A 25,183-nucleotide genomic window follows, 5' to 3' on the forward strand; every position below is an offset into this window, starting at 1 on the left:
CTGGCGGTGAGTTTCGTGAACGCGGACGGCACCGACCTGCGCCCAGGACGCTACGAGGACCTGGCGACGCTCGTCGACGGCGAGCGGGCCCGCTACAACCGCCTCGAGGCCCAGCTGGCCGACCTGCAGAGCGAGGTCGACCACCTGACCAGCGGGGTCACCGACAAGGACGTCAAGAAGCTCCAGAACCAGTCCAAAAGGCTCGCCGACCCGGCCGGCACCTCCGACCACAGCGGAGCAGGCATGCAGATCGTCCTCGGCGACGCTCCCTCGGAGGTCCAGGAGAACTACACCGGCGACGACCCCAACTCGCTGGTCGTGCACCAGCAGGACATCCAGGCCGTCGTCAACGCGCTGTGGGCCGGCGGCGCCGAGGCGATCACGATCGCAGGCAAGCGGATCATCACCACCACTGGCATCAAGTGCTCCGGCAGCACGGTGCAGCTCGACGGCGTCCCTTACCCCCAGCCGTACGTCATCGAGGCGGTCGGCGACCCCGACCGGCTGCAGGCGGCGATCGACCGTGACGACCACGTGCAGAACTACCGGGCCGACGCTCGTGACCCCAACGTCCAGATCGGCTGGTTCCTCAAGCCGCTGACCTACCTCACCGCGCCGGCCTACGACGGCCTGCTCGAGGTGAAGTACGCGAAGCCCCTGCCTCAGGACAACTGAGTGTAGGTCGAGCCGCTGGAGGCGCGTCGCGACCAGCACGGTCCCATCGGCGCTCGACGGGACCGTGTCGGTCTCGACACCGCTCGCTTGCGCTCGCGGGCTCGACCATCGTTGATCAGGGCGCTGCCGGCGTGCTCGGCGGGAGCGCCGGGTCACACGTCGGCGGGTCGCCAGGCTCGGCGGTCTGGGTGGCCGACGCCGACGGGTTGGCCGGGTCGGTGCCCGGCACCAGCGTCTGACAGCTCGGCAGGGCCTCTTCCTTCGTCGAGACGAAGATGATCACCTCGCCGTCCTGTGCGAGCGGAGTGCCCTTGTCGGGGGACTGCTCCACGACGGTGTCCTTGGGCTTGTCGGTGTTGGGCTCTTCCTTGACGACCGGCGTGAAGCCGGCAGCGCGGAGGATCTCCTTCGCCTCCTCAGCGGTCTTCCCGACGACGTTCGGGACCTTGTTGGGGCCCTTGGAGACGGTGAGGGTGACGACCGTCGCCTTGCCGGTGGTGACGCTCTCGCCGTCGACCGGGTCGGACTCGATCACGGTGCCCTTCGGCTGGTCGGAGTCCTCCGTCTCGATCTTCACCGTGAAGTTGTAGGGATCGTTCTCCAGCAGCTGCTTGGCCGTCTTCTGCGGCGACCCGATCACGTTGGGCATCTCCCGGTTGGGCGGCCCGGTGGAGACCGTCAGGGTGACGGTGCTGCCCTCTTCGACGTCCTGGCCGGCGGGCGGGTCCTGCGAGATCACCACACCCACCGCAACGGTGTCGCTCGACTCCTGCTTCACGTCGCCCTTGAGCTTGGCCGCGCTGAGCTCGGCCATCGCCTTCTCCTGGGTCAGGCCGGTGACGTCGGGCGCGGGCGTGGTCTGGGGGCCGAGGGCCGTCGGCAGGAAGTAGGCACCCACCGCGATCAGGCCGATGATGACGAGACCGAGCAGCACGAGCACCCACGGACGCGGCCCGTCGGGCCGGTCGTCCTGGGGCGAGTAGTAGCCGCCGTTGGTGGGGTCGCCGTAGGGATCGCCGGCGACGGCGCGGTTCTGAGCGACCTGGGTCTGGTCGATGCTGGGTGGCACGGTCGCCTGGACCGGACGTCCGGCGAGGTAGCGCTCGATGTCGGTGCGCATCGCCTGCGCCGACTGGTAGCGGTCCTCGACCCGCTTGGCCAGCGACTTCATCACGATCGCGTCGAGCTCACGGGGCAGCGACGGGTCGTGGACCGACGGAGGCTGGGCGTGCTCGCGCACGTGCTGATAGGCCACCGAGACCGGCGAGTCGCCGACGAACGGCGGGCGGCCGGTGAGCAGCTCGTAGAGGAGGCAGCCGGCCGAGTAGACGTCGGAACGGGCGTCGACCTGCTCGCCGCGAGCCTGCTCGGGGCTGAGGTATTGCGCGGTGCCGACGACGGCCGCGGTCTGGGTCATCGTGGACTGGACGTCGTTGAGCGCCCGGGCGATGCCGAAGTCCATCACCTTGACGTCACCGGCCGGCGTCAGCATGACGTTGCCCGGCTTGATGTCGCGGTGGATGATCCCGTTGCGGTGGCTGTAGTCGAGAGCGTTGAGTACGTCGGAGCTGATCTCCAGCGCCCGCTCGGGCAGGATCTTGCGACCCTCACGGAGCACGTCGCGCAGCGTGCGGCCGGCGACGTACTCCATCACGATGTAGGGCTGGGCGACACCGTCGTCGGTCTTCTCCTCGCCGGTGTCGTAGACCGACACGATCGAGGGGTGGTTGAGCTTGGCCGAGGACTGTGCCTCGCGCCGGAAGCGTGCCTGGAAGGTCGCATCGCTGGCGAGGTCCATCCGCAGCCGCTTGATCGCGACCACGCGGCCGAGCCGGTGGTCGGTGCCCTTGCGGACCTCCGCCATCCCGCCTCGGCCGAGCAGTTCGCCGACCTCGTAGCGACCGGCGAGGAGAGCTCCCTCAGCCATTGCCGCCCCCGTTGCCGTTCCCGTTGCCGCCGCCGTCGGTGTTCTCGTCGCCGGGAAGGTCCGGGATGCCCCAGTCGCCGGAGGACTCGCCGTCGGTCGGCTCCTCCTCGTCGGTCTCCTCCTCGTCAGGCTCCTCCTCGGTGGGAGTGGGCTCGACCACCGGACGCTCGCCGTAGTAGCGGATGGTGATCGGGTCACCCTCGTAGAGGTTGCGGGTCGGGTCGAGGCCGGCGACGGTGTCGGGCTCGTAGCTGCCGTCGTTGTCCTGGACGGTCACCTTGACGTTCAGGCCGAGGTCGGACAGCTCGGCGCGCACCTCGTCGACGTTGCGGCCGATGTAGTCGTCCTCGTCGATCTCGACGGGCTTCGGCTCCTCCTCGGGCTCCTCCGACGGGGTCGGGGTCGCAGAGACCGAAGGAGTGGTCGAGCTGTCGTTGGCCGGAGGCGTCTCCGGGTCGGCGGCGAGGGTCGAGATGATCCAGATGATTGCGATGATCACGGCCACCAGCATCACGAGCACGACGATGTTGAACGGCTTCTTGTACCAGGGCCGCTGGTCCTCGTCCTCGTCGTAGCGGTCGTAGGGGTCCTGGTAGCGGGGCGGCGGCGGGCCCTCAAGGCCACCGGCACCACCCTGCATGCCGACGTAGTTCTGGGTGGGCGAGGGCACCGGGTCCATGACCGACGTCGCGGTCGCGTCACCGGGCGCGGCGGCGACGACGGTGGTCGCGTCGGCATCCGCGTCGGCGGCGCCGTGACCGATCATCGCGGTCGTGAACGCGGCGGCGTCGGCGTAGCGGAGGGTCGGGTCCTTCTGCAGGCTTCTCATCACGACCGCGGCCAGATCGGCGGGGACGTGGTCGGGCAGCGGCGGCACCGGGTCGTGCAGGTGGGCGATCGCGGTCGCGACCGGGGTCTCCTTCTGGAACGGCCGGTAGCCGGCCAGGCACTCGAAGGCGACCACGCCGAGGGAGTAGACGTCGGAAGCCGGGGTGGCCTTCTCGCCGCGTGCCTGCTCGGGGCTCAGGTATTGCGGCGTGCCCATCACCTGGCCGGTGCCGGTGATGCCGGTCGACGCCTGGGCACGCGCGATGCCGAAGTCGGTGACCTTCACCTTCCGCTGCGGGGTGATCAGCAGGTTGGCGGGCTTCACGTCACGGTGCACGATGCCGGCCCGGTGAGCGGCGGCCAGCGCGTCGCCGGCCTGACCGAGGAGGTCGCGTACGACCTCGGGGTCCAGGGGACGGCCGTCACGGAGCAGCTCGGAGAGCGGCTTGTGGTCGACCAGCTCCATCACCAGGAACGGGCGCATCAGACCGGAGGCGGTCGGCATCTCGCCGACGTCGTAGACGGCGACCACGTTGGGGTGGTGGAGCGCGGCGGCATGCTTCGCCTCGGACTCGAAGCGGGACCGGCCGATCGGGTCCTCGGCATGCTCCGGCTTGAGGAGCTTGATCGCGACCTCGCGGTTGAGCGTTGTGTCGGTCGCCCGCCACACCTCGCCCATCCCGCCGGTGCCGATGAGCTCGTGGAATACGTAACGACTCATGAGATCGCTGCCTCCATCATGGCCTTCGCGATTGGGCCGCCCAGCCGTCCGCCGGCGATTTCGCTGCGTTCGGTGCCGCTCTTCTGGACCATCACGGCGACCGCGATGGAGGGGTTCTCCGCCGGGGCGAACGAGGTGAACCAGGCGTACGGTGGCTTGTCCGGCGTGGTCTGGGCGGTGCCGGTCTTGCCGGCGACGCTCACGCCGTCGATCGCGGCCGCCTCGGCGGTGCCGTTGTCGACGGTGCTGACCATCATCTGGGTCAGGATCTCGGCGGTGTCCTGTGAGACGGCGGGCTGGTTGTCGATCGTCGTCGGATTGCCCTGGTCGATGACGTCGAGCGAGGAGGAGGTGACGCGGTCGACGAGGTAGGGCTTCATGACCTCGCCGCCGTTGGCGATGCCGGCGGAGACCATCGCCATCTGCAGCGGGGTCGCGATCACGCTCTGCTGGCCGATCGCGGCTCGGGCCTGCTCGGCCTTGCCGTCGTTGGTGGGGTACTGGCTCTTGGCCAGCGGGCGCAGGTCGTCGAGGTAGTCCTGGCCGAACCCGAAGGCCTCGGCCTGGTCCTGCATCTCCTCGTCGGAGAGCTCCATGCCGAGCTGGCCGAAGGCGGTGTTGCAGGAGACCTCGAGAGCGCGGGTGAGGGTGATCTCCTCGCCACCGCAGCTGCTGCCGTTGAGGTTGGGCAGGTCGGTGGTGGTGCCGGGCAGGTCGAGGGACGCACCGCCGTAGACCTTGCTGTCGCCGTCCATGTCGAGGTTCTCGATCGCGGCTGCGGCGGTGACGAGCTTGAAGGTCGAGCCCGGCGGCAGCGCGGTCTGGATGGCACGGTTGAGCAGCGGCTCGTCGTCGTTCTTCGAAAGCTGGTTGTAGGACTTCCCCGCGGCGGCGAAGTCGTGGGTCGCCAGCCGGTCGGGGTTGTAGGTCGGGGTGGACGCCATCGCCAGGATCGCGCCCGTCGTCGGCTCGATCGCGACTGCGGCCGCCTGGACGTCCTCACCGAGAGCGGTCAGACCCTCGTACGCAGCGTCCTGGACCTTCGGGTCGATGGTCAGCTCGACGTTGCCGCCGGCCGGCTCGGAGTTGGTGACCAGGTCGACCAGGCGGTTGGTGAAGAGCTTGTTGTCCTTGCCCGACAGCACCGAGTCCTGGGACCTCTCGATCCCGGTCTGGCCGTAGGAGTAGGACATGAAACCCGTGATCGGGGCGTACTTCTTGCCGCCGGGGTAGGTGCGCAGCCACTCATACTTGTCGTCGCTCGGCTTGCTGGTGGCGATCGCCCTCTTGCCCACCAGGATGTCGCCGCGCTGCTGGGAGTAGGCCTCCTCGGTGACCCTTCGGTTGTCGGCGCGGTTGTTGTACCAGCTCGCCTTGAAGAACTGGACGTACGTCAGGTTCAGCATCAGCGCCACGAACAGGATCAGGCAGCCGACGCTGAGCGTGCGGATGGGGCGGTTCACTTGGTCATCGCCCCTTTGTCGAGCTTGACGATCTGGGTCTCCTCAGCGGCGAGGTCTTCGTCGGACGGCGCAGTCGGCAGCGGACGGCGCGACTGGTCCGAGACGCGCAACAGCAAGGCCACGATCACCCAGTTGGCGACCAGCGAAGATCCACCATACGAGAGGAACGGTGTGGTCAGACCCGTGAGCGGGATCAGGCCGGTCACGCCCCCGACGACCACGAAGGTCTGCAGCGCGACCGAGGTGGCCAGACCGACGGAGAGCAGCTTGCCGAAGTCGTCGCGGGCCACGATCGCCGTGCGCAGGCCGCGCTCGACGATCAGGCCGTAGCAGAGCAGCAGCGCGAGGAGCGCGGTCAGGCCGAGTTCCTCGCCGATCGCCGGAATGATGAAGTCGGAGTTGGCGTAGGGGACTCGCCAGGGCTCGCCGGAGCCGAAGCCACGACCGATCATGCCGCCCCAAGCCATCCCGAACAGCCCTTCGACCAGCTGCCCCGAGGAGGTGCCGTTGAGCGGCTCAGGGTAGTAGTCGAACGGGTTGAGCCAGGTCAGCACGCGGACGCGGACATGGCTGAAGAGGCTGAGCGCGGCGAAGACCCCGCCGGCGAAGAGCAGCCCACCGACGACGATCCAGCCCTTGCGCTCGGTCGCCACGTAGAGCGTCACCACGAAGAGGCCGTAGAAGAGCAGGCTGGAGCCGAGGTCGCGCTGCAGGACCAGGATCGCGAGGCTGATCACCCACATCATCAGCAGCGGGCCGAGGTCGCGGCCGCGGGGCAGGTCGATGCCGACGAAGCGGCGTCCGGCCAGGGCGAGCGCGTCGCGGTGGACCGCCAGGTAGCCCGCGAAGCAGATCACCAGCAGGACCTTGGCGACCTCACCGGGCTGGAAGCCCACCGGACCGATGTTGATCCAGATCCGGGCGCCGTTGATCTCCTTGCCGATGAGCGGGAGCATCGGCAGGATCAGCAGGACCACCGCGGCGAGGCCGGCGGTGTAGGTGAACCGCTGCAGCATCCGGTGATCGGGGACCACGAAGAGCGTGATCAGGAACAGCACGATGCCGATGGTCATCCAGATCAGCTGCTGACGGGCGAAGACGCCGTCACCCGCCTTCATGGCCAGGTCGAGCCGGTGGATGACCGCCAGGCCGAACCCGTTGAGCATCGCCACCAGCGGAAGCAGCACGGGGTCTGCGTACGGAGCCATCAGGCGTACGCCGATGTGGGCCGCCACCAGGAGCGCGACCAGCCACGTGCCGTAGCCGACGAGGTCGACCGGCATCTTCTCCTGCACCCCGAGGCCGACCGCGGCGTAGGCGCCGATCCCGACCGCGAGGGCGAGGAGCAGTAGGACCAGCTCCGCCCCACGGCGTGACCGGTGGACGAAGACGGGCATCGAGCTCGCCGGCGTAAAACCGCTCATGACCCGCTTCCCGCGTCTGCGGCGCTCTGGTCGGCCAGCGACTGCACCTTCTCCTGGGCGCCGGCCAGGTCCTTGCTGTGGATGCCGTCCTCGAGCTGGTTCTGGTAGGTCTCGGCCAGGTCGGAGACCTTCAGGTCCGAGGTCTGGTAGGGCTCGGAGAGGTCGAAGCCGATCATGGTGGTGGGCACACCACGGAAGATCGTGACGTTGCCCTCCTGCTCGCCGATGTACCACTGGTTCTGCGACCAGACGAACGCGGTCGCGGCGGCGATCCAGACGACACCGAGCAGGGTCAGCAGCCCGAAGGCCCAGCGCAGCTTCAGATACTTGGCGGGCGCCTGGAGGGCGTAGCGCATCTCCTCCGGGTCGGCCGCGATCGCGCCGTCGGGGATCTCCTCGTCGATCGGGTCCAGCTCGCCGGTGTCGCCCATCCGGTGACCGCGGAACAGGGCGGTCATCTGCCCGGTCCTGGTGGTCTTCTTCTTGAGCTCGGCCGCCGCACCCACCATCTGGGCCTCGGGGCCGGCCGACGGAACGGTGTCACTGGGCACCACATCGGCGACCACGCAGGTCACGTTGTCGGTGCTGCCGGAGTCGAGGGAGACCCGGACCAGCTCGACGGCGGCGTACTCCGGGGTGCCGGTGGCCAGGATGTCGGCGATCCGCGGGTCGTCCACGTAGCCGCAGACGCCGTCGCTGCAGAACATCAGCCGGTCGCCGGCGGCGAGGTCGACGATGAACAGGTCGGGCTCGAGCTCGCGGGTGCCGTCGAGGGCCTTGAGGATCAGGTTGCGGTGGGGATGGGTCTTGGCCTCCTCCTCCGTGATCCTCCCCTCGTCGAGCAGCGTCTGGACGAAGGTGTGGTCATGGGTGACCTGGTGGATCGCGCCGTTGCGGAGCAGGTAGGCACGGCTGTCGCCGACGTGGCCGACGGTCAGCTTGGAGCCGTCGAACAGGCCGACGGTCGAGGTCGTGCTGGTGCCGTTGAGCGTCGGGTCGTGGTCGACCAGGTGGCCGATCTCGTCGTGGGCCATGTGGAGCGCGTGGGAGACCAGGCCGATCAGGTCGTCGTCGACCAGGCCGGGAGCCGGCTCCTCGTCGAGCTTGCGCAGCTGCTGGACGGCCGTGCTGGAGGCGATGTCACCGCGAGCGGCGCCGCCGACGCCGTCGCAGACGGTCAGCAGCCAGGGGCCGGCGTACCCGCTGTCCTGGTTGTCCTTGCGGACGCGGCCGACGTCCGAGATCGCGGCGAACTCGAGGCGAAACGGGCGTCCGTCGGCAGAGCCACGGACAGGAGCGGGATCGGGGGTCGGGTCGGTCGCAGCGGTCACTTGCGCAGCTCCAGGATTGTCTTACCGATCCGCACCTGGGTTCCGAGCGAGATGGCGGTCGGCTGATTGATCCGGACGGACCCGATGTAGGTGCCATTGGTCGATCCGAGGTCCTCCACGAACCACTGGTCGCCGGAGACGGCGATCCGGGCGTGGCGGGTGGAGGCGTAGTCGTCGTCGAGGATGATCGCGGCATCGCTGCCGCGGCCGATGACGATGGGTGCCTGCGAGAGAGGCACGGTCACGCCGGCGTTGGAACCGGTGGTGACCGCGACATGCGTGGGTACGCCGCGACGAGGTGCCCGCGCCGCAGGAGACTTGCCGCGACCCGGTGCGGCCGGCTGGCCGGCGGAGGCGTTGGTGACCCGCGCGCCGAACATGTCGGAACGGATCACCGACAGCGCGGCCAGCACGAAGATCCACAGGATCGCCAGATAGGCGACCCGGATCAGGAACAGGGTCAACTCACTCAACGGCGCTCCTCCACGATGTGCGCGGTGATGACGGTGGTGCCGATGCGCACCTGAGAGCCGTCGTCCAAGGTGGCACTCGCCATCTTCTGCCCGTTGATCAGCATGCCGTTGGTCGAGCCGAGGTCGTAGACCTCGACCCGCACGCGGTCGCCGGCCGGCTTCGAGCGGAACTCGATGTGGCGGCGGCTGATCCCCGGGTCGTTGATGCGCAGATCGGCGTCGGTGCCTCGTCCCACGACGAGGTTGCCGTGGAGCGGGTGCCGGGTGCCGTTGATCTCCAGGTAGGCCTGCGCACGGCTGACCTGGGTGTCGCTCATGTCGCCACCGGAGACCGCGGCCTGGGCGCGGCTGCGCACCCGGAACCGGCCGATGGTCAGGTCCTTCGCCTCGCCGAACTCGATGTTCACGCGGCCCGGGAAGACGAATCCCTGCGCCTCGGCGTGGTCCATCAGCTGGCGCTTCAGCTCTTCCTTGAGGTGGGGTCCGTAGGACTCCAGCTTGCCCAGGTCGCTGGAGGACAGCTCCACGAAGAAGTCGTTGGGGACCAGGCGCCGCTGGCGGCTGAGCACCTGGGCGTTGTTGTCGATCTCGCGCTGGAGCGCGGCGACGATCTCCACCGACTTCACCTCGGACCGGAACGCCTTGGCGAAAGCGCCTGAGATGAGCTGCTCCAGCTTCTGCTCGAACTTCTGCAGGCCGCTCACGTTGTTGCGCTCCTCTCAGGTGCCGGGTGGGCCGGTCGGGTCGGGGTGGTCAGTCGCGTGCGGGCATAGTGGTCCCACCGGATTCGGCCCGATCGTATCGGTGTACCCCAGGGGATCTGCCACTTCCCGCATTCTGCGTGGTTTCGATCCTCCCACGATCCGGTGACCACCAGCGTCAAGGCGAGCGGGGTGCCGTCGTTTTGGGTCGGTGGCCGCGCGTGGGCTAACGTTTCCTCTGCTGCACGCGCGAGTGGCGGAATAGGCAGACGCGCACGGTTCAGGTCCGTGTGTCCGAAAGGACGTGGGGGTTCAACTCCCCCCTCGCGCACGTGAGAAGCCCCAGGTCATCGACCTGGGGCTTCTGCCATTTCGCGGCGTTCCCGGACGTGTGTGTCACGGGTCCGCCAGTAGAAGGGCTCGTACCTGCGCACGGGCTGATCTGACAGTCGAGACACCGGCCTGTGCGGCATGCCTTGTTGTACGCCTATATCGAGGCGACTTGCATAGTGACCGACCTCACTTTGGCGCTCTAGCGTCGCGGGAAAGACATTCCCTCTGGAGGTTCCCATGGGATCAACCACTGAGCACGACGACTACGCACTCAGTCGTGTGCCGCAGGACGAGCGCTACCACTGGTTCTCGATCGCAGTTCAACGGTTCGGGATGCTGAGCTCGCTGGCCAGCTTCCTGATCGGCGCCACACTCGGCTTCGGCATGAGTTTCTGGAACGCCGTCCTCGCCATCACCCTGGGCGCGGTGATCTTGGAGATCCTCACCATCTTCACCGGCATCGCCGGCCAGCGTGAGGGTCTCTCCACCTCGGTGCTGGCTCGCTGGACCGGCTTCGGCCGCGCGGGCTCGTCGGTCATCGGCCTGGCCATCAGCGTGAGCGCGATCGGGTGGTTCGGGATCCAGAACGCGGTATCCGCACAGGGGCTGACCAACCTCGTAGGCGTGCTCCCGCTGTGGGCCTGGGCGCTGGTGTTCGGCCTGGCCGTGACCGCGATCGTGGTGTTCGGCTTCGAGAAAATGGCCTGGACGGCGTACGTCACTGTGCCCGCCTTCCTCCTGCTCGCCGGGTGGTCGATCGTGAGCGAGCTCTCTCGTCACGACTTCGGCGACCTGCTCGCGGCCGCCCCCGCCGGTCCGCAGCTGAGCCTGATCCAGGGCACGTCGATCGTCGCCGGCGGTTTCATCGTCGGCGCGGTGATCACTCCGGACATGAGTCGCTTCAACCGGACACCCGGAGACGTGGTCAAGCAGACTGTCGTCGGCATCTCGATCGGCGAGTACGTCATCGGACTCATCGGCGTGCTGCTCGCCCTCGCCCTGCGTACCAACGATGTCATCGCGATCGTCACCTCGACCTCGGGTTTTCTGGGGACCCTGGTGATCATCGCCGCGACCTTGAAGATCAACGACTGGAACTTGTACGCGGCTTCCTTGGGGATCGTGAACTTTCTGGATCAGGCCTTCGGGTGGCGCGTACACCGTGCGGCAGTGACGCTCATCGTCGGGATCGCCGGCTCGATCGCGGGAGCCGCAGGAATTCTCAACAGCTTCACCGACTTCCTGATCCTGCTGGGTGTGATCTTCCCGCCGATCGCGGGGATCATGGTCGCCGAGTACTTCCTCGTCCGGACCTGGCGCGGCGAGCTCGACGGCTCCAGGGCCGTCGACGGCCTACCTGCCACGGCACCCACGTGGGTGCCGACCAGCCTGGTCATCTGGATCGCCGCCTCGGTGATCGGCCACTACGTCACCTGGGGCATCCCCTCGATCAACTCCGTGATCGCCGCACTCGTCCTCTATGGCATCGCCGCGAAGCTCGGCCTCGTCCGTGGGCTGGGTGTGTCGCGAACCGACCCCGTCGACCCCACACCGACCGTTCCCGCCAGCGCCTGAGCCGGCAACCCAATCGAGCAAGGAAGACACCATGTTGAGACTCGGTATCGACGTCGGAGGGACCAACACCGACGCCGTCCTGATCGACGGGCAGCGGGTGTTGGCCGCGACCAAGGCATCCACCACCGCCGACGTCACGACCGGCATCGTCAACGCGATCGCCCGACTGCGGGAGGCATCGGGGTTCGACCCGGCCGACGTCGCCGCAGTGATGATCGGCACCACCCACTTCATCAACGCCCTCGTCGAAGGCTCCCGGCTGGCGCCGACGGCGGCCATCCGGTTCGGGCTCCCGGCCACCAGTGCGCTGCCGCCGCTGGTGGACTGGCCGGCGGCGCTGGCGAAGACCATCGGCGGACACAGCTACCTGTGCCATGGCGGTCACGAGTACGACGGGTCGCGGATCGCTGACTTCGACGACCAGGAGTTCCGCGACGTGCTCGAGAAGGCCGTCCAGGGCGGCGCCCGTTCGTTCGCGATCTCCTCGGTCTTCTCGCCCGTCAACGCCGAGTTCGAGCTGAGGGCCGCCGAGATCGTCGCCGAGCAGCTGCCCGGCGCTCCGGTAAGCCTCTCTCACGAGATCGGGCGCATGGGCCTGCTCGGCCGAGAGAACGCGACCATCGTCAACGCCGCTCTTCGGGAGCTGGCCGAGCACGTGACGACGGGTCTGACCGAGACGGTGCTCGGTGCCGGCATCCAGGCGCCCGTCTTCCTCAGCCAGAACGACGGAACCCTGATGGATGTCGACCACGCTCGCCGCTACCCGGTGGCCACCTTCGCTTCCGGTCCCACCAACTCGATGCGTGGTGCGGCCTTCCTGTCCGAGCAGAGCTCCTGTGCGGTGGTCGACATCGGCGGGACGACGACCGATGTGGGCATCCTGCAGAACGGCTTCCCGCGAGAGGCGTCGACCGACGTCGCCGTTGCGGGTATCCAGACCAACTTCCGGATGCCGGACGTGCTTTCGGTCGGTATCGGCGGCGGTAGCCACGTCGGCTCCGGACCGATCCCCGAGGTGGGGCCGCAGAGCGTCGGCTACCGGCTCACCGAGCAGGCTCTGGTCTTCGGCGGCGACCGGCTCACCGCCACCGACCTCGCCGTGGCTGCGGGCCGCGCCGACATCGGCGACGCGGGTCGGGTCGCACACCTCGACCCCGCCGTCGTGCGGGCCGCCCTCGACGGGGTGGCCGTCCGGATCGCCGAGGTCGTGGACCGGATGAGGCTCTCGGCCGAACCGATCCCGGTGGTCGCCGTCGGTGGCGGCAGCATCCTGGTGCCCGAGCAGCTCGACGGAGCCTCGGTCGTCGTGCGGCCCGAGCACCACGCCGTCGCCAACGCCATCGGCGCGGCCATCGCCGAGGTCGGGGGCGAGGTCGACCGAGTCTTCTCGGTCGAGCAGGGAAGGCGTGACGCCGTGCTGGACGAGGCCCGGCAGGAGGCTGTCGACCGTACGGTCGCGGCCGGTGCCCGTCCCGGGTCGGTGCGGGTCGTCGACATCGAGGAAGTACCCCTGGCGTACCTGCCGGGGAACGCCACCCGGATCCGGGTCAAGGCGGTCGGAGAGCTGAGCCTGGGAGGCAACGATGCGTGAGATCACCCCACTGGACCTGCCGGACATGGCGCGCGGCGCCGCGGTCCTCGGCACCGGCGGCGGCGGCGATCCGTACGTCGGCCGGCTGCTCGCCCAGCAGGCGCTGCTGCGCCACGGGCCCGTGCAGCTGATCGACCCGGCGGAGATCGACGACGACGCCGTCGTCATCCCGACCGCCTTCATGGGGGCGCCGACGGTGATGCTGGAGAAGCTGCCCTCCGGGGCCGAGCTGACCGCGTCCCTCCAGGCGCTCGAGCAGCTGATCGGCAAGAAGGCCGCGTACACCGTCTCCATCGAGGCGGGCGGCCTCAACTCGTTGATCCCGTTCGTGGCGGCGGCCGAGCTCGGTCTTCCTCTCATCGACGCCGACGGCATGGGTCGGGCCTTCCCGGAGCTGCAGATGCTGCTGCCGACGCTGGGCGGCGTCGCAGCCACCCCGATGGCGATCGCCGACGAGCGCGGCAACGCGGTCAGCCTCGAGACGGTCTCCAACGGCTGGGCCGAGCGCTTCGCTCGCGGCGTGACCATCGAGATGGGCTGCAGTGCCGCGGTGAGCCTCTATGTCTTGACCGGGCGGCAGGTGAAAGACCTCATGGTGCACGGGACCATGACGCTCTGCCAGCGTCTCGGCGCCGCGATCCGTGAAGCCGGCGAGCAGCATCGCGATCCTGTGGTTGCCGCAACGGAGGTGATGGGCGGGCGTGTGGTGTTCCGCGGGAAGATCGTCGATGTCCAGCGTGGCACCCAGGGCGGGTTCGCCCGAGGAGAGGCAGTCCTCGAGGGTCTCGCCGACGATCTCGGCTCGCGGATGGAGGTGGCGTTCCAGAACGAGAACCTCGTGGCGAGCCGCGACGGAGACGTCGTCGTGAGCGTCCCGGATCTGATCTGCCTCCTCGACACGGACACCGGGGAGCCGGTGACCACGGAGACGCTGCGCTACGGCCTCCGGGTCAGTGTCGTCGCCGCTCCCTGTGATCCGCGCTGGCGCAGTGCCGAGGGGCTCGAGCTGGCCGGGCCCTCGTACTTCGGCTACGACCACGAATACGTGCCGGTCTGACGCGCTTGATGCGATCATCGGCGGATGAACGAGATGTCGTACGACGTGCTCCGCATGATCACCGCGGAGCACGTCGACGCGCTCGCATCCGGCGCCACCCTGCTGGGATCCGGCGGTGGCGGTGACGTCACGCTCGGTTCGATGCTGCTTCGGCGCATGCTCCTGGAGGATGAGGGCGCCGCGGCGGTGCCCGTCGTCGGGGCCGAGGAACTGGCGGCCGATGCGCTGGTCGTGCACGCCGGTGTCTGTGGGGCTCCGGACGTACTGGCCGAGCGGTTGGTTGATCCGGACGACTGTGCCCAGGCAGTCGAGGCAGTGGTGGCCCAGATCGGCGGCCGGCTCGCGGCGGTCGGAGTGATCGAGATCGGCGGCCTCAACGCTCTGATGGGCGTGGTCGCTGCCGCCCGCCTGGGTGTTCCCGTGATCGACGGCGACCTGATGGGCCGGGCCTTCCCGCGGCTCGATCAGGCGACCCTCACGATCGCCGGCCACCACATCGCGCCGATGGCCGTGGTCGGTCCCTTGGGCGACACGGTCGTGGTCACGCGATCGTCGGCTGCCGCAGCCCAGGCCCTCATGGTGTCCTCTGCCGCCGCCTTCGGAGGCGCGGCGACGTTGGCGATGTTCCCTGCGGCGGCCGGCACCCTGGTCGATCACGGCGTACGGCGCAGTCTCAGCGCATGCGTGGGCCTGGGGCGCGTCTTCCTCTCGGTCGATGGCGACGCTCCGGCCGACGTGGTGGCCGAACGGATCGGTGGTCGGTTGCTCTGTGAGGGGCGGGTCGACCAGGTCCGGCCACGCTCGGGTCGTGAGCCTGGCAGCATCACCCTCATCGACCGTCGCAGCGGCAGCGTCGTGCGAGTGGACCACATGGAGGAATACCTCGCAGTCACCATCGACGGCCGGACGATCGTCCGGGCGCCGGAGGTCATCGTGGCGCTGGACCATCGGGCCCGCTGCCCTATTCGGACCGATGAAATCCGGTTCGGGCAGTCGGTCGTCCTGGCCACACTCTCTGCGCTGCACCCCTGGCCACCGGAGGCGGTCGAAGCAGTCGGCCCGGTGGCGTTCGGCCTCCACCTCGACGAGCCCGTGCCATGAACCTGCCAAGCGTCGCTGAACTGCTTGCCGAGCCGATCCTCTCCGACGTGAGCGTGCTGGCGGGGGCCGCAGGGCTGGAGCGTGAGGTCGCCGACGTGCGGTGGTGGACCGGGGAGCCGGCCTCGGTCCAGGATCACCTCGTGGTGTGCGGACCGGAACCGGTGACCCCGCCGTACCGCCTCGATGCGCTGGTGCGCCGGACCGGGGACGCCGGTGCGGCCGGGCTGCTCGTTGTCGGCGCATCCGTCAGGCCGCTGCTCTCGAGCGTCCGGCTCGCCGACCGACTGGAGATCCCGGTGCTCTGGCTGGAGAACGCGGACCCGGTTGTCCTCGTCCAGGAGCTGACTCCCCGCGTGCGGGCGTCTGAGCTGGTCCGTGCCCGTGTTGTCGAGCGGCTGCTGCGGCAGCTGGCGCCGCGCCGTACCGGACAGGACATCGTGGCGGCGGCTGAGGCGGTGCTCGAGGCGCCGCTCGCGCTGGTGACGTCCGACGGCACGAACCTGATCGGTACGCCGATGGAGCTCGACGAGACCCTGCACCTCGACCGGCCGGTGGTACAGCGTGGTCGTGGTGTCCTCGTGCATCCGGTCCTCGACCCGGACGGGAATCGTCCGGCGGCGTGGCTCGCCTGCCGGGTCGAGAGGGCAGCCGAGTCGCGAGTGGGCGTGCTGGCCGCGGGGCTCGCCACCACCGAGCCCTTCTTGCGCTCTTGGCTCACTGCCCAGCGAGCGCACGCAGACCGCGACCTCCTCTTTCGTGCTCGGCTGCTCTCGGAAGTCCTCGCCGGCCGCGACTCGGTGAGCCGCGATGTCGTCGAGGGTGCGGTCTCGGTGGGGTGGCAGCTGTCGGACTGGCACGTGGGTTTGCACGCCTCCTGCGATGTCCGGACCGGGAGCGATCAGCAGGCAGCCGTACCGGCGCGGTTGCACGCAGCCCTCGTCGAGCATGGCATCGCCTTGACGGAGGCGGTCGACCGCGGCGACGGTTGGGCGCTGTGGAGCAGCACTGAGGTCGAGCCCGGCACCGCCGATGCTCGGGCGCTGTTGCGCGCCGTACGTCTGGTGACGGCTGCGCTGCCGCGGGAGTGGGGTCTGGTGGTGGGCATCGGTCGTGCCCATCGCGGCCCCGGTGGCCTGGCAGAGACGCTCGCCGAGGCTCGGGACGCGGCTCATCTCGCCTCGAGTCACGATTTCCGGCCGGCCGTCGAGCACTCCGACGAGCTCGGAGTCGCGCGTCTGCTCGCGACCTGGCAGCAGTCGGAGGTGACGCGTGCGTTCGCTGAGACCGCACTGGCGCCGCTGCGCTCGAGCGAGTCTCTGCTGGCCACGCTCCGTGCCTACCTCGAGAGCGGTGGTTCGGTGGTGCTCGTGGCCGAAGCGCTGGGCGTTCACCGCAACACCGTCACGGCACGCCTGCAACAGGTGCGAGACAGGCTGGGCGTCGACCTCGACGATCCGAGCCAGCGGCTGGCGCTGCAAGTGGCATGCCGCTCGATCGGGGCTTGAGCGGCTCGAACCCGCAACACACCGTGCAGTTCGCCCACCTGGCAGCGCACAGTCAGGCAGGCCGCACATTCCGGAGGCTGCGCTGCGTACCTAGCGTCGAGTCATCCACCCCTCATCCTTCGATGGTCCGCAGCGGGTGGCACCCAACCCAAGGAGACGACATGCACATCCGAGTCATCCTCCCGATCATCGGCGACAGCCTGATCGATCATGTCCGTTCCGAGGTCGTCGGCTGGGCCGCTCCCGACACGAAGGTCGACGCAGTGGTTCTGGCGCGCGGGACCGCGAGCATCGAGTCGGAGTACGACGAGGCGCTGGCCGCGCCCGGGATCCTCGAGCAGATCGCGCAGGCCGCCGAGGACGACGTCGATGCGGTCTTCATCAGTTGTTTCGGCGACCCCGGTGTGCACGCCGCCCGGGAGATCATCGACGCACCGGTAGTCGGCGGCTTCGAACCTGCCGTGCTCACCGCGCTCAGCCTCGGCGAGCGCGTCGGCATCATCACGGTGCTCCCCAACGTCCTGCCGATGCTGCGCTCGCTCGCACGTCGCTACGCCATCCAGGACCGCATCGGCACGATCCGTGTCGTTGACCTGCCGGTGCTCGGTCTCGAAGATCGTGACCTGCTGCTGCAGCGGCTGGAGGAACAGGCAGTCGAGGCGATCACCTCCGGCGAGGCCGACGTCATCGTGCTCGGCTGCACCGGCATGCTCGGTGTCGCCGCCGAGCTGCAGGACCGGCTGGCCGCGGCCGGGATGAAGGTCCCCGTCGTCGACCCGACCGGGGCCGCAGTGACCTGGCTCGAGAGCTGCGTCCGTCTTGGCGTGACCCCCAGTCGGACGACGTACCTGCCGCCGCCGGCCAAGGACCGGTCGGCGTGAGCGACGCGCCGGGGTTTGCCGACAGCCTGCGCGCCGGGGTGCCGGCCACGCTCCGCGGGCTATGGGTGACCTTCCTGACCCCGTTCGGCCTCGAGGTCGTCGCCGGCAGCGGCGCGGACTGGATCGGCGTGGATCTCCAGCACGGGGACCTCCACCTGGCCCAGCTCGCACCGCTGCTGCGGGCCACGGACGCGCCGGTGCTGGCCCGGCTGGGTTCGCATGACCCGGCCGCGCTGGCGCGGGCGATCGACGCCGGCGTCGACGGGGTCATCGTGCCCACGGTCGAGTCGGCGGCGGAGGCCGAGCGTCTCGTCGCTGCCGCCCATCTACCGCCACGAGGAAGGCGCAGCGGCGGGCATGCCCGTGCCGGACTGGTCGGCGCGCCCGAGCGACCCCTGCTGCTGCCGATGGTCGAGACGCGGCGGGGCCTGGCGGCCGCCGACGAGATCGCGGCGATCCCGGGGATCGACGGCATCTTCGTCGGGCCCTACGACCTTGCCCTCTCGCTCGGGAAACCGGTGCGCTCGGAGAAGGTGCTGGACGCCATCCATGAGGCGCTGGCGGCGGCCCGGCGACACGGTCGGATCACCGGTGCCTTCACCGGGGATCCGGGCCTGGTGGCGGATCTTGACGAGCGCGGAGCGGTGCTCGACCTGCACGCCGTCGACACCGATGCCGCCGCGCTCCGGGCCGGTCTGGCGGCGCTCTTGGAGGCACGATGAGGAAACGCGAGACGCGACGCGACTTCGCGAGCGACAACTGCGCGGCCGCACACCCGAAGGTCCTCGCGGCGCTCGCGGAGGTGGACGGCGGCCATCTGCCCAGCTACGGCGCCGATCCCTATACGTCCCTTGTCGAGGAGCGGGTGCGTGAGGTCTTCGGACGGCACGCGCGTACGTTCCCGGTGTTCAACGGGACCGGCGCCAACATCCTCGGGCTGCAGGCGGTGACGCCACGATGGTCCGCCGTCGTGTGTGCGGACGCCGCCCATCTGCACACCGACGAGTGCGGCGCCCCCGAGTACGCGGGGTTCAAGCTGCTCACCCTGCCGACCACCGACGGGCGGCTCGACCCCGCTGACCTGGCGGACCTCGCTCGGGACGCCCGCAACCGGCACCGCGCCCAGCCGGGAGTGCTGTCGCTGACCCAGAGCACCGAGCTCGGCACCAGCTACGACTCCTCCGAGGTGGCCGCCCTCGCCGAGGAGGCTCACCGGCTCGGCTGGAAGGTCCACGTCGACGGCGCGCGGCTGGCCAATGCCGCCGCTCGGCTGGGGGTCGGCCTCGCCGAGGCCGCGGCAGGGGCGGACGTGATTTCCCTGGGCATCACCAAGAACGGCGGCATGATCGGTGAGGCGGTGATCGTGCTCGATCCGGAGGCGGACGGCGTCGGCTTCCTACAGAAGGCCAGCACCCAGCTGCCTTCGAAGACCCGGTACGTCTCGGCGCAGCTGCTCGCTCTGCTCGACGGCGACCTCTGGCTCGCCAACGCCACCCAGGCGAACTCCATGGCGGACCGGCTCGCTGCCGGCCTTCGGGAGACGCCAGGCGTGCGCGTCGTCCACCCGGTCGACGCCAACGCCGTCTTCGCCGCCCTCCCCGAGGGAGTCGCGGAGCAGCTGCGGGCGACATACTCCTTCAGCGACTGGGGTCCCGGCGTCGTGCGGTTGATGACGGCATGGGATACCCGGGCGGATGACGTCGACGGACTGCTCGCTGCCGTGCGAGCGCTGACGCCGGGCGGAGTGCACGCCCGGAGGGCTCCGGCTGTGCAGGAGGCCCCTTCACCGGAGTCGGTGGGATTCCTAGCGTGATGGCCATGACAACCACGCCAACCTCCGTGCCCACGGCACCCGCCGACGCGCTCGGCTTCGGCCAGGTCTTCACCCCGCACATGACGACGATGCGCTGGACGTCCGGGGGCTGGGAGCGGCCCCGACTGCGCCGCTTCGAGAACCTCGCGCTGAGCCCGGCGACGATGGTCTTCCACTACGGCCAGGCGATCTTCGAGGGCATGAAGGCCTACCGGCATCCCGACGGTGGCGTACGCCTCTTCCGGCCCGAGCGCAACGCGGCCCGAATGATGGCCTCAGCCCGGCGGATGGCGATGCCCGAGCTCCCCGAGGGGGACTTCGTCGAAGCGGTCTCGCTGCTCATCGATGCCGACCGGGAACACGTTCCGGCAGAGCCCGGGCACAGCCTCTACCTGCGGCCGTTCATGATCGCCACCGAGGTCACCTTGGGCACCCGGCCGGCGCGGGAGTATCTCTTCCTGGTCATCGCCTCACCGTCTGGTCCCTACTTCACCGGAGGCTTCGATGCGATCACGGTCTGGGTCTCCGAGGACCATCCGCGTGCCCACCCAGGCGGCACCGGACACGCCAAGTGCGCCGGCAACTACGCCGCCGGCATGCTGGTGCAGCAGGTCGCGGCCGAGCACGGTGCGGAGCAGGTGGTCTTCCTGGATGCGCGCGAGAGACGCTGGCTCGAGGAGCTCGGCGGCATGAACCTCTTCCTGGTGCGCGAGGTCGGCGGCCGGCAGACCCTGGTCACCCCACCCGTGTCCGACACCCTTCTCGAGGGCATCACCCGGTCCTCGCTGATCATCCTGGCCGACGACCTCGGTCTGGGCGTCGAGGAACGGCCGGTCTCATTCGAGGAGTGGCGCTCCGGAGCGGCGGACGGCACGGTGACGGAGGCCTTTGCCTGCGGCACGGCAGCGGTGGTCACCCCGATCGGCACGGTGCGTACGCGGTCAGCAGAGTTCGTGGTCGGCGACGGCCGTCCGGGCCCGTGGACCACTCGTCTGCGCGAAGCGCTGCTCGGCATCCAGGAGGGCACCGCCCCCGACCGCCACGGCTGGATGAGAACGATCTCATGACTGCCGGTGCCGATGCGGGCACGGCAGTCCTCGTGACACTGGCCGACCGGATCGACGCGGGGATGCCCGCGCTGATGGCCGACCTCGAGAGCCTGGTGCGGATCCCGTCGGTGAGCTCGCTGCCGCGCCACCGCCCGGACGTCGAGCGCAGCGCTGCCGCGGTCGCGCGGCTGCTGGAGGTCGAAGGTCTCGACGTCGTGGTCGTCCGCGCGGAGGATGGCCTGCCATCCGTCATCGGGCATCGTCCCGGCCCGCCAGGCGCGCCGACCGTCCTTCTCTATGCTCACCACGACGTCCAGCCCACCGGGGACCCCGAGGCGTGGACGGGAGCGCCCTTCGAGCCGACCGAGCGAGACGGACGGCTCTACGGCCGCGGAGCTGCCGACGACAAGGCCGGCCTCGCTGTCCACCTCGCTGCGATCCGAGCGCTCGGTGCCGACCTGCCCGTGGGTGTCACGGTCCTCATCGAGGGCGAGGAGGAGATCGGCTCGCCGACGCTCCCAACCCTGCTGGCCGAGCACCGTGACCTGCTGGCCGCCGACGTCGTCGTGATCGCCGACGCTCTCAACTGGGAGGCCGGCACCCCGGCGCTCACGGTGTCGCTGCGCGGCCTGGTCGAGACGTCCGTCGAGGTGGCGACCTTGGAGCATCCGCTTCACTCGGGTGCTTTCGGCGGCGCCGTACCTGACGCCTTGGCGGTGCTGGTTCGGATGCTGGCCAGCCTCCACGACGAGGACGGTTCGGTCGCGGTGCCCGGCCTGGTGGCCAGGTCTGTTCACAGTCCGGTCGAGTACGACGAGCAGCAGTTCCGCACTGACGCCGGCCTGCTTCCCGGCGTCGCCCTGACAGGCACCGGCAGCCTCACAGACCGTCTTTGGAACCAGCCCTCGATCACGGTCACCGGCCTCGACTGTCCCAGCGTTGCCGACGCACCCAGCGCGCTGACTGCCACCGCCAGCGCGAAGATCTCGATGCGGCTCGCTCCTGGCGACGACCCCGACCGCGCACTACGTGCGCTGACCGAGCACATCCATGCCACTGTTCCCTTCGGCGCTCGCGTACGCGTGATGCCCGGTATCAGAGCCCACCCGTTCGCGGCCGATCCCACCGGCCCCGCGCACCGGCTGGCACTCGACGTTCTCGGTGCGGCCTGGCCGGAGTCGAGTCCGGTGACCGTCGGTGTGGGCGGCACGGTTCCGCTGGTCCACCTGCTGGCGTCGGCGTACCCTCACGCGGCGCTCCTGGTCACCGGTGTCGAGGACCCGGACACGCGCGCACATGGCTACGACGAGAGTCTGCATCTGGGCGACTTCCGCAACGCCTGCCTGGCCGAGGCGCTGCTCCTGCATCGATTGGGGTCGCCTGATCGCGCCGACTGACCCTGAGGGAGTCACTCAGCGGTGACATCGTCGAGTGTCGGACCGGCGCCCAACGCCTCGGCGATGTGCGCGACGGTCTGCCTGACCGGGCCGAGCGCACGCTCGGCGACATCGGCTCGGTAGGTGATGACGTTGACGCAGGCGGCCGGCATCCCGGACCGTGCGGGCAGGGGCACCGCGATCCCGTAGGCGCCCGGCTCGACCTGGCCGTGCGTGCTGGCGAAACCCAGCTCTCGCGCTCTGGACACGTCGGTCGGGTCCGTCGGTCTCGGCGGAGAGAGCGTCTGCAGCGCGATACCGGCCGACCCTCGATCCAAGGGGTGTCGACTCCCTTCGCGGAACGAGACGTGATAGCGCGCATTCACAGGTTCCACCACCGCGATCGCCACGGCCTCCTCGCCCTCCGCGACAAGCAGCGACACCGTCGATCCCAGCTCGTTCGCGAGCGTGCGGAGAAGCGGTGAGGCCACCTCGCGCAAGCTCGTCAGCGTGCCCTGGCTCAGCGCCGTGAGGCCGGCGCCGGGCAGGAACCGGCCGTCAGGTCCGCGCGTGACCAGCCGGAAGTCGCTCAGTGTGCTCAGCAGCCGGTAGGCGACGGTGCGGTGCACACCGAGCGCCGCGGCGACGTTCTGGATGCTCACACCATCCGTGCTGGTCGCCACCAACTCGAGGGCGCGCAGGCCGCGGGCGAGCGTCTGGGTGCCTACGTTGCGCGACCTGGTGGGTGGCTCCTCGGCGGCGCTGCTCATGGCTTCCACCGTATCCATCGCTGGTCCTCGTTCCCTGCGGCCTCTTGACAGAAGAGGGTGACTGGGATCACTCTGTTCTAAATCTACACGCCAACGTGCGTTATTTACACGAGGAGATGTGATGACCTCCCAGGACTATGTGTTGCTGCTGGGCACTTCCGGCGGACCTCGGTGGCGTCGTACGCGCTCCGGGATCTCCACCGCCGTGGTGGTGGGAGGGGATGTCTACCTGGTCGACTGCGGCTACGGTGCGGGCGCGCAGCTCGCGCGCTCCGGGCACAGCCCGGCACAGCTGCGCGCGGTGCTCGTCACCCACCTTCACTCCGACCACACCGCTGACCTGGCCAACCTGTTGCACTACGGCTGGTACGAGGGCCTCGAGGATGTCGCCGAGCCGGTCATCTGCCTCGGTCCGCCTTCGCGCGGGAGCTTCCCGGACGCGGTCGCCGACGGCGGTCCGGTCCCGCGGTTGGTGCGTCCGGAGGAGCCTTCGCCGGGCTTCACCGCGATGGTGCGTCATCTGGAGGCGGCGTATGCCACCGATCTCAACGATCGGATGCGTGACACGAGGCGGCGTGACCCGCGCGAGCTGATCACCGTGGCTGACATCGATCTTCCCGATGGTGTCGTGATCGATCCGGACCACGACTCCGCTCCCGACGTCGAACCCTGGGTCGTGCTCGAGAACGACCGGGTGCGCGTGTCGGCCACGCTGGTCCAGCATGCGCCGATGGCCCCTGCCTTCGCCTTCCGCTTCGACACCGAGAGCGGATCCGTTGTGATCTCCGGCGACACCGGGCCGTGCGAGAACCTGGTGCGCCTGGCCGCCGGTGCCGACGTGCTGGTGCACGAGGTCATCGACGAGGAGTACGTCGCCCGGGCCTACGAGAACGGCCGGACGGTTCAGCAGCGCGCGATGATCGCCCACCATCTCTCGGCGCACACGACCGTTCCGCAGGTCGGCCAGATCGCCGAGCGGGCCGGTGTCCGCACCCTCGTCCTGTCCCACTTCGTGCCGGGCGACATCGACGTGCCGCGCTGGCACGAGGCCGCCAAGCACTTCTCCGGCGAGCTCGTCATCGGCGAAGACCTGCAGCGCATCCCGATCACTTCCCCCTGACCCGTCCAGACCAGCCCACACCCGACCGTCCCATCGCGCACAGGAGAGAAGAACCATGTCCGAGACCACCACAGCCGAGCCGCAGAGCGACCGTCGCCACATGCGGCGGGTGCTGCTGTCGAGCTACCTCGGCAGCACCGTCGAGTTCTACGACTTCCTGCTCTACGGCATCGCCGCGAGCCTGGTGTTCAACCAGCTGTTCTTCAGCAACCTCGATCCGCTCGTCGGTACGATCGCCTCGTTCGGCACGCTCGCGACCGGCTACCTCGCGCGCCCCGTGGGTGGCATCATCTTCGGCCACTTCGGTGACCGGTTGGGCCGTAAGTCGATGCTGGTGGTCACGATGTCGATCATGGGTGTGGCCAGCGCTCTCGTGGGCGTGCTCCCGACGTACGACCAGATCGGCTCTCTCGCGCCGCTGCTGCTCATCGCGCTGCGCGTGCTGCAGGGCATCGCTGTCGGAGGTGAGTGGGGCGGTGCCGCGCTGATGGCGCTCGAGCACGCCGACCCGGACAAGCGTGGTTTCGCCGCCAGCGTGGCCAACATGGGCGGACCCAGCGGCGCGGTGCTCGCGACCGTCGTGCTGACCCTGTTCAGCCTGCTTCCCGAGGACCAGTTCCTGGCCTGGGGCTGGCGCGTGCCCTTCCTCCTGAGCGTGGTCCTGGTCGCCGTCGGCCTGTTCGTCCGGCTCCGGGTCAGCGAGTCGCCGATGTTCGAGCAGGCGCGCAACCGTCCTGCCCCGACCAAGCCGCCGCTGGTCGAGGTGCTGCAGAAGCAGCACCGCCAGGTCATCCTTTCCTGCTTCGGTGGCGCCAGCGCGTTCGTCATCCAGTCGCTCCTCGCTACCTTCGCCCTCTCCCTGGCGATGCAGGCCGGACACAGCCGGACCACCGTCCTGGTCATGCACGGGCTGGCGTCCGTCCTGCACATCGTCACGATCCCGGCGTTCGCCATCCTCTCGGACCGGATCGGTCGTCGTCCGGTGATGATCAGCGGAGCCCTCGCCACTGCCGTGCTGATCTATCCCGTGCTCCTCATGATCGGCAGCGGGTCCACCTGGCTGCTGCTGGCCGGGTTCGTGCTCGGCAACCCGATCCTCCAGGCCTCGATGTACGGTCCGCTCGCCGCCTACATCAGCGAGATGTTCGGCACCACTTCCCGCTACACGGGAGCCTCGTTGGGCTACCAGATCGCGTCGACGCTGGGCGCCGGTTTCGCGCCGATCATCGGTGCGTCGCTGCTCGGCGCCGCGGGCGGCTCGAACCCTGTGCTGGTGGCGGCCTTCGCGGCCGCGGTCTGCCTGGTCAGCGTGGTCGCCATCTGGTGTGCCGGGGAGTCCCACCGTGCCGACCTCGCCGATCCGACCGACCAGACGGGCGAGGCGAGCCCGGCGGAGGACGCCTCTACTCTGCCCGCCGTCTGAACAGCTGGTCAGGAACGCGTACGGCTTCGGCCACTCAGCGCCGCCC

At 69.4% G+C, this 25,183-nt stretch carries 21 protein-coding genes and 1 tRNA gene; 14 read left to right on the top strand and 8 right to left on the bottom strand.

Features of this window, described 5'->3' with window-relative positions:
* Positions 1–6 precede the first annotated feature (6 nt).
* The gene (locus tag ACFVJS_RS06145; protein ID WP_378878024.1) at positions 7–675 is read left to right on the top strand and encodes a DUF881 domain-containing protein; all 669 of its coding nucleotides are present in this window, start codon (positions 7–9) and stop codon (positions 673–675) included.
* 115 nt (positions 676–790) lie between these two features.
* Here the strand turns inward: ACFVJS_RS06145 and pknB are convergent, their stop codons facing one another.
* Genes pknB through ACFVJS_RS06180 form a run of 7 tightly spaced genes read right to left on the bottom strand, consistent with a single transcriptional unit; the run spans position 791 to position 9,546 of the window.
* Entirely contained in the window at positions 791–2,602 is a 1,812-nt protein-coding gene (pknB, locus tag ACFVJS_RS06150; RefSeq protein WP_378878025.1) for a Stk1 family PASTA domain-containing Ser/Thr kinase, read from the bottom strand.
* Positions 2,595–4,151 carry a protein kinase gene (locus tag ACFVJS_RS06155; protein WP_378878026.1) on the bottom strand — a complete coding sequence of 519 codons (1,557 nt, stop codon included), beginning with the start codon at positions 4,149–4,151 and terminating at the stop codon, positions 2,595–2,597. The genes pknB and ACFVJS_RS06155 overlap by 8 nt, the downstream gene beginning before the upstream one ends.
* Positions 4,148–5,614 (bottom strand): peptidoglycan D,D-transpeptidase FtsI family protein, encoded by a 1,467-nt coding sequence (locus ACFVJS_RS06160; protein ID WP_378878027.1) that lies wholly within the window; start codon positions 5,612–5,614, stop codon positions 4,148–4,150. Before ACFVJS_RS06160 ends, ACFVJS_RS06155 begins: the two co-directional genes overlap by 4 nt.
* Positions 5,611–7,038, bottom strand: a complete 1,428-nt coding sequence (locus ACFVJS_RS06165; RefSeq protein WP_378878028.1) for an FtsW/RodA/SpoVE family cell cycle protein — start codon at positions 7,036–7,038, stop codon at positions 5,611–5,613. Before ACFVJS_RS06165 ends, ACFVJS_RS06160 begins: the two co-directional genes overlap by 4 nt.
* On the bottom strand, positions 7,035–8,369 hold the full coding sequence (locus tag ACFVJS_RS06170) for a PP2C family protein-serine/threonine phosphatase (RefSeq protein ID WP_378878029.1): 1,335 nt from the start codon (positions 8,367–8,369) through the stop codon (positions 7,035–7,037). Before ACFVJS_RS06170 ends, ACFVJS_RS06165 begins: the two co-directional genes overlap by 4 nt.
* The gene (locus ACFVJS_RS06175) at positions 8,366–8,842 is read right to left on the bottom strand and encodes an FHA domain-containing protein (protein ID WP_165112674.1); all 477 of its coding nucleotides are present in this window, start codon (positions 8,840–8,842) and stop codon (positions 8,366–8,368) included. Before ACFVJS_RS06175 ends, ACFVJS_RS06170 begins: the two co-directional genes overlap by 4 nt.
* Positions 8,839–9,546, bottom strand: a complete 708-nt coding sequence (locus ACFVJS_RS06180; RefSeq protein ID WP_378878032.1) for an FhaA domain-containing protein — start codon at positions 9,544–9,546, stop codon at positions 8,839–8,841. The genes ACFVJS_RS06175 and ACFVJS_RS06180 overlap by 4 nt, the downstream gene beginning before the upstream one ends.
* 244 nt (positions 9,547–9,790) lie before the next feature.
* Here ACFVJS_RS06180 and ACFVJS_RS06185 point away from each other — a divergent pair.
* From ACFVJS_RS06185 to ACFVJS_RS06235, 11 genes are all read left to right on the top strand, one after another.
* Positions 9,791–9,874 (top strand) — tRNA-Leu (locus ACFVJS_RS06185).
* A gap of 239 nt (positions 9,875–10,113) precedes the next feature.
* A complete protein-coding gene (locus ACFVJS_RS06190) occupies positions 10,114–11,451 on the top strand; it encodes a purine-cytosine permease family protein (protein ID WP_378878033.1) in 1,338 nt (445 codons plus the stop codon).
* Between the two features lie 31 nt (positions 11,452–11,482).
* A complete protein-coding gene (locus ACFVJS_RS06195) occupies positions 11,483–13,042 on the top strand; it encodes a hydantoinase/oxoprolinase N-terminal domain-containing protein (RefSeq protein WP_378878034.1) in 1,560 nt (519 codons plus the stop codon).
* Entirely contained in the window at positions 13,035–14,099 is a 1,065-nt protein-coding gene (locus tag ACFVJS_RS06200) for a DUF917 domain-containing protein (protein WP_378878035.1), read from the top strand. Before ACFVJS_RS06195 ends, ACFVJS_RS06200 begins: the two co-directional genes overlap by 8 nt.
* Before the next feature lie 24 nt (positions 14,100–14,123).
* Positions 14,124–15,200 carry a DUF917 domain-containing protein gene (locus tag ACFVJS_RS06205; RefSeq protein ID WP_378878036.1) on the top strand — a complete coding sequence of 359 codons (1,077 nt, stop codon included), beginning with the start codon at positions 14,124–14,126 and terminating at the stop codon, positions 15,198–15,200.
* The gene (locus ACFVJS_RS06210; protein ID WP_378878038.1) at positions 15,197–16,705 is read left to right on the top strand and encodes a helix-turn-helix domain-containing protein; all 1,509 of its coding nucleotides are present in this window, start codon (positions 15,197–15,199) and stop codon (positions 16,703–16,705) included. Before ACFVJS_RS06205 ends, ACFVJS_RS06210 begins: the two co-directional genes overlap by 4 nt.
* A gap of 161 nt (positions 16,706–16,866) precedes the next feature.
* A complete protein-coding gene (locus ACFVJS_RS06215; RefSeq protein WP_378878039.1) occupies positions 16,867–17,586 on the top strand; it encodes an aspartate/glutamate racemase family protein in 720 nt (239 codons plus the stop codon).
* Entirely contained in the window at positions 17,583–18,308 is a 726-nt protein-coding gene (locus ACFVJS_RS06220) for an HpcH/HpaI aldolase/citrate lyase family protein (protein WP_378878040.1), read from the top strand. The genes ACFVJS_RS06215 and ACFVJS_RS06220 overlap by 4 nt, the downstream gene beginning before the upstream one ends.
* Positions 18,305–19,399 (top strand): threonine aldolase family protein, encoded by a 1,095-nt coding sequence (locus ACFVJS_RS06225; RefSeq protein ID WP_378878042.1) that lies wholly within the window; start codon positions 18,305–18,307, stop codon positions 19,397–19,399. The genes ACFVJS_RS06220 and ACFVJS_RS06225 overlap by 4 nt, the downstream gene beginning before the upstream one ends.
* Before the next feature lie 5 nt (positions 19,400–19,404).
* On the top strand, positions 19,405–20,466 hold the full coding sequence (locus ACFVJS_RS06230; protein WP_378878043.1) for a branched-chain amino acid aminotransferase: 1,062 nt from the start codon (positions 19,405–19,407) through the stop codon (positions 20,464–20,466).
* Entirely contained in the window at positions 20,463–21,845 is a 1,383-nt protein-coding gene (locus ACFVJS_RS06235) for a dipeptidase (protein WP_378878044.1), read from the top strand. The genes ACFVJS_RS06230 and ACFVJS_RS06235 overlap by 4 nt, the downstream gene beginning before the upstream one ends.
* An 11-nt stretch (positions 21,846–21,856) precedes the next feature.
* On the opposite strand, the gene ACFVJS_RS06240 is transcribed toward ACFVJS_RS06235, so the two are convergent.
* Positions 21,857–22,594 carry an IclR family transcriptional regulator gene (locus tag ACFVJS_RS06240; RefSeq protein ID WP_378878045.1) on the bottom strand — a complete coding sequence of 246 codons (738 nt, stop codon included), beginning with the start codon at positions 22,592–22,594 and terminating at the stop codon, positions 21,857–21,859.
* A gap of 121 nt (positions 22,595–22,715) precedes the next feature.
* On the opposite strand from ACFVJS_RS06240, the gene ACFVJS_RS06245 reads away from it, so the two are divergent.
* Both ACFVJS_RS06245 and ACFVJS_RS06250 read left to right on the top strand, forming a co-directional pair.
* On the top strand, positions 22,716–23,714 hold the full coding sequence (locus ACFVJS_RS06245) for an MBL fold metallo-hydrolase (RefSeq protein ID WP_378878047.1): 999 nt from the start codon (positions 22,716–22,718) through the stop codon (positions 23,712–23,714).
* Positions 23,715–23,769: 55 nt separating this feature from the next.
* Complete coding sequence (locus ACFVJS_RS06250) at positions 23,770–25,137, top strand: MFS transporter (protein ID WP_378878049.1); 1,368 nt, start codon at positions 23,770–23,772, stop codon at positions 25,135–25,137.
* Positions 25,138–25,183 lie beyond the last annotated feature (46 nt).

Source organism: Nocardioides sp. NPDC057772 (assembly GCF_042798075.1).
Classification (GTDB): domain Bacteria; phylum Actinomycetota; class Actinomycetes; order Propionibacteriales; family Nocardioidaceae; genus Nocardioides.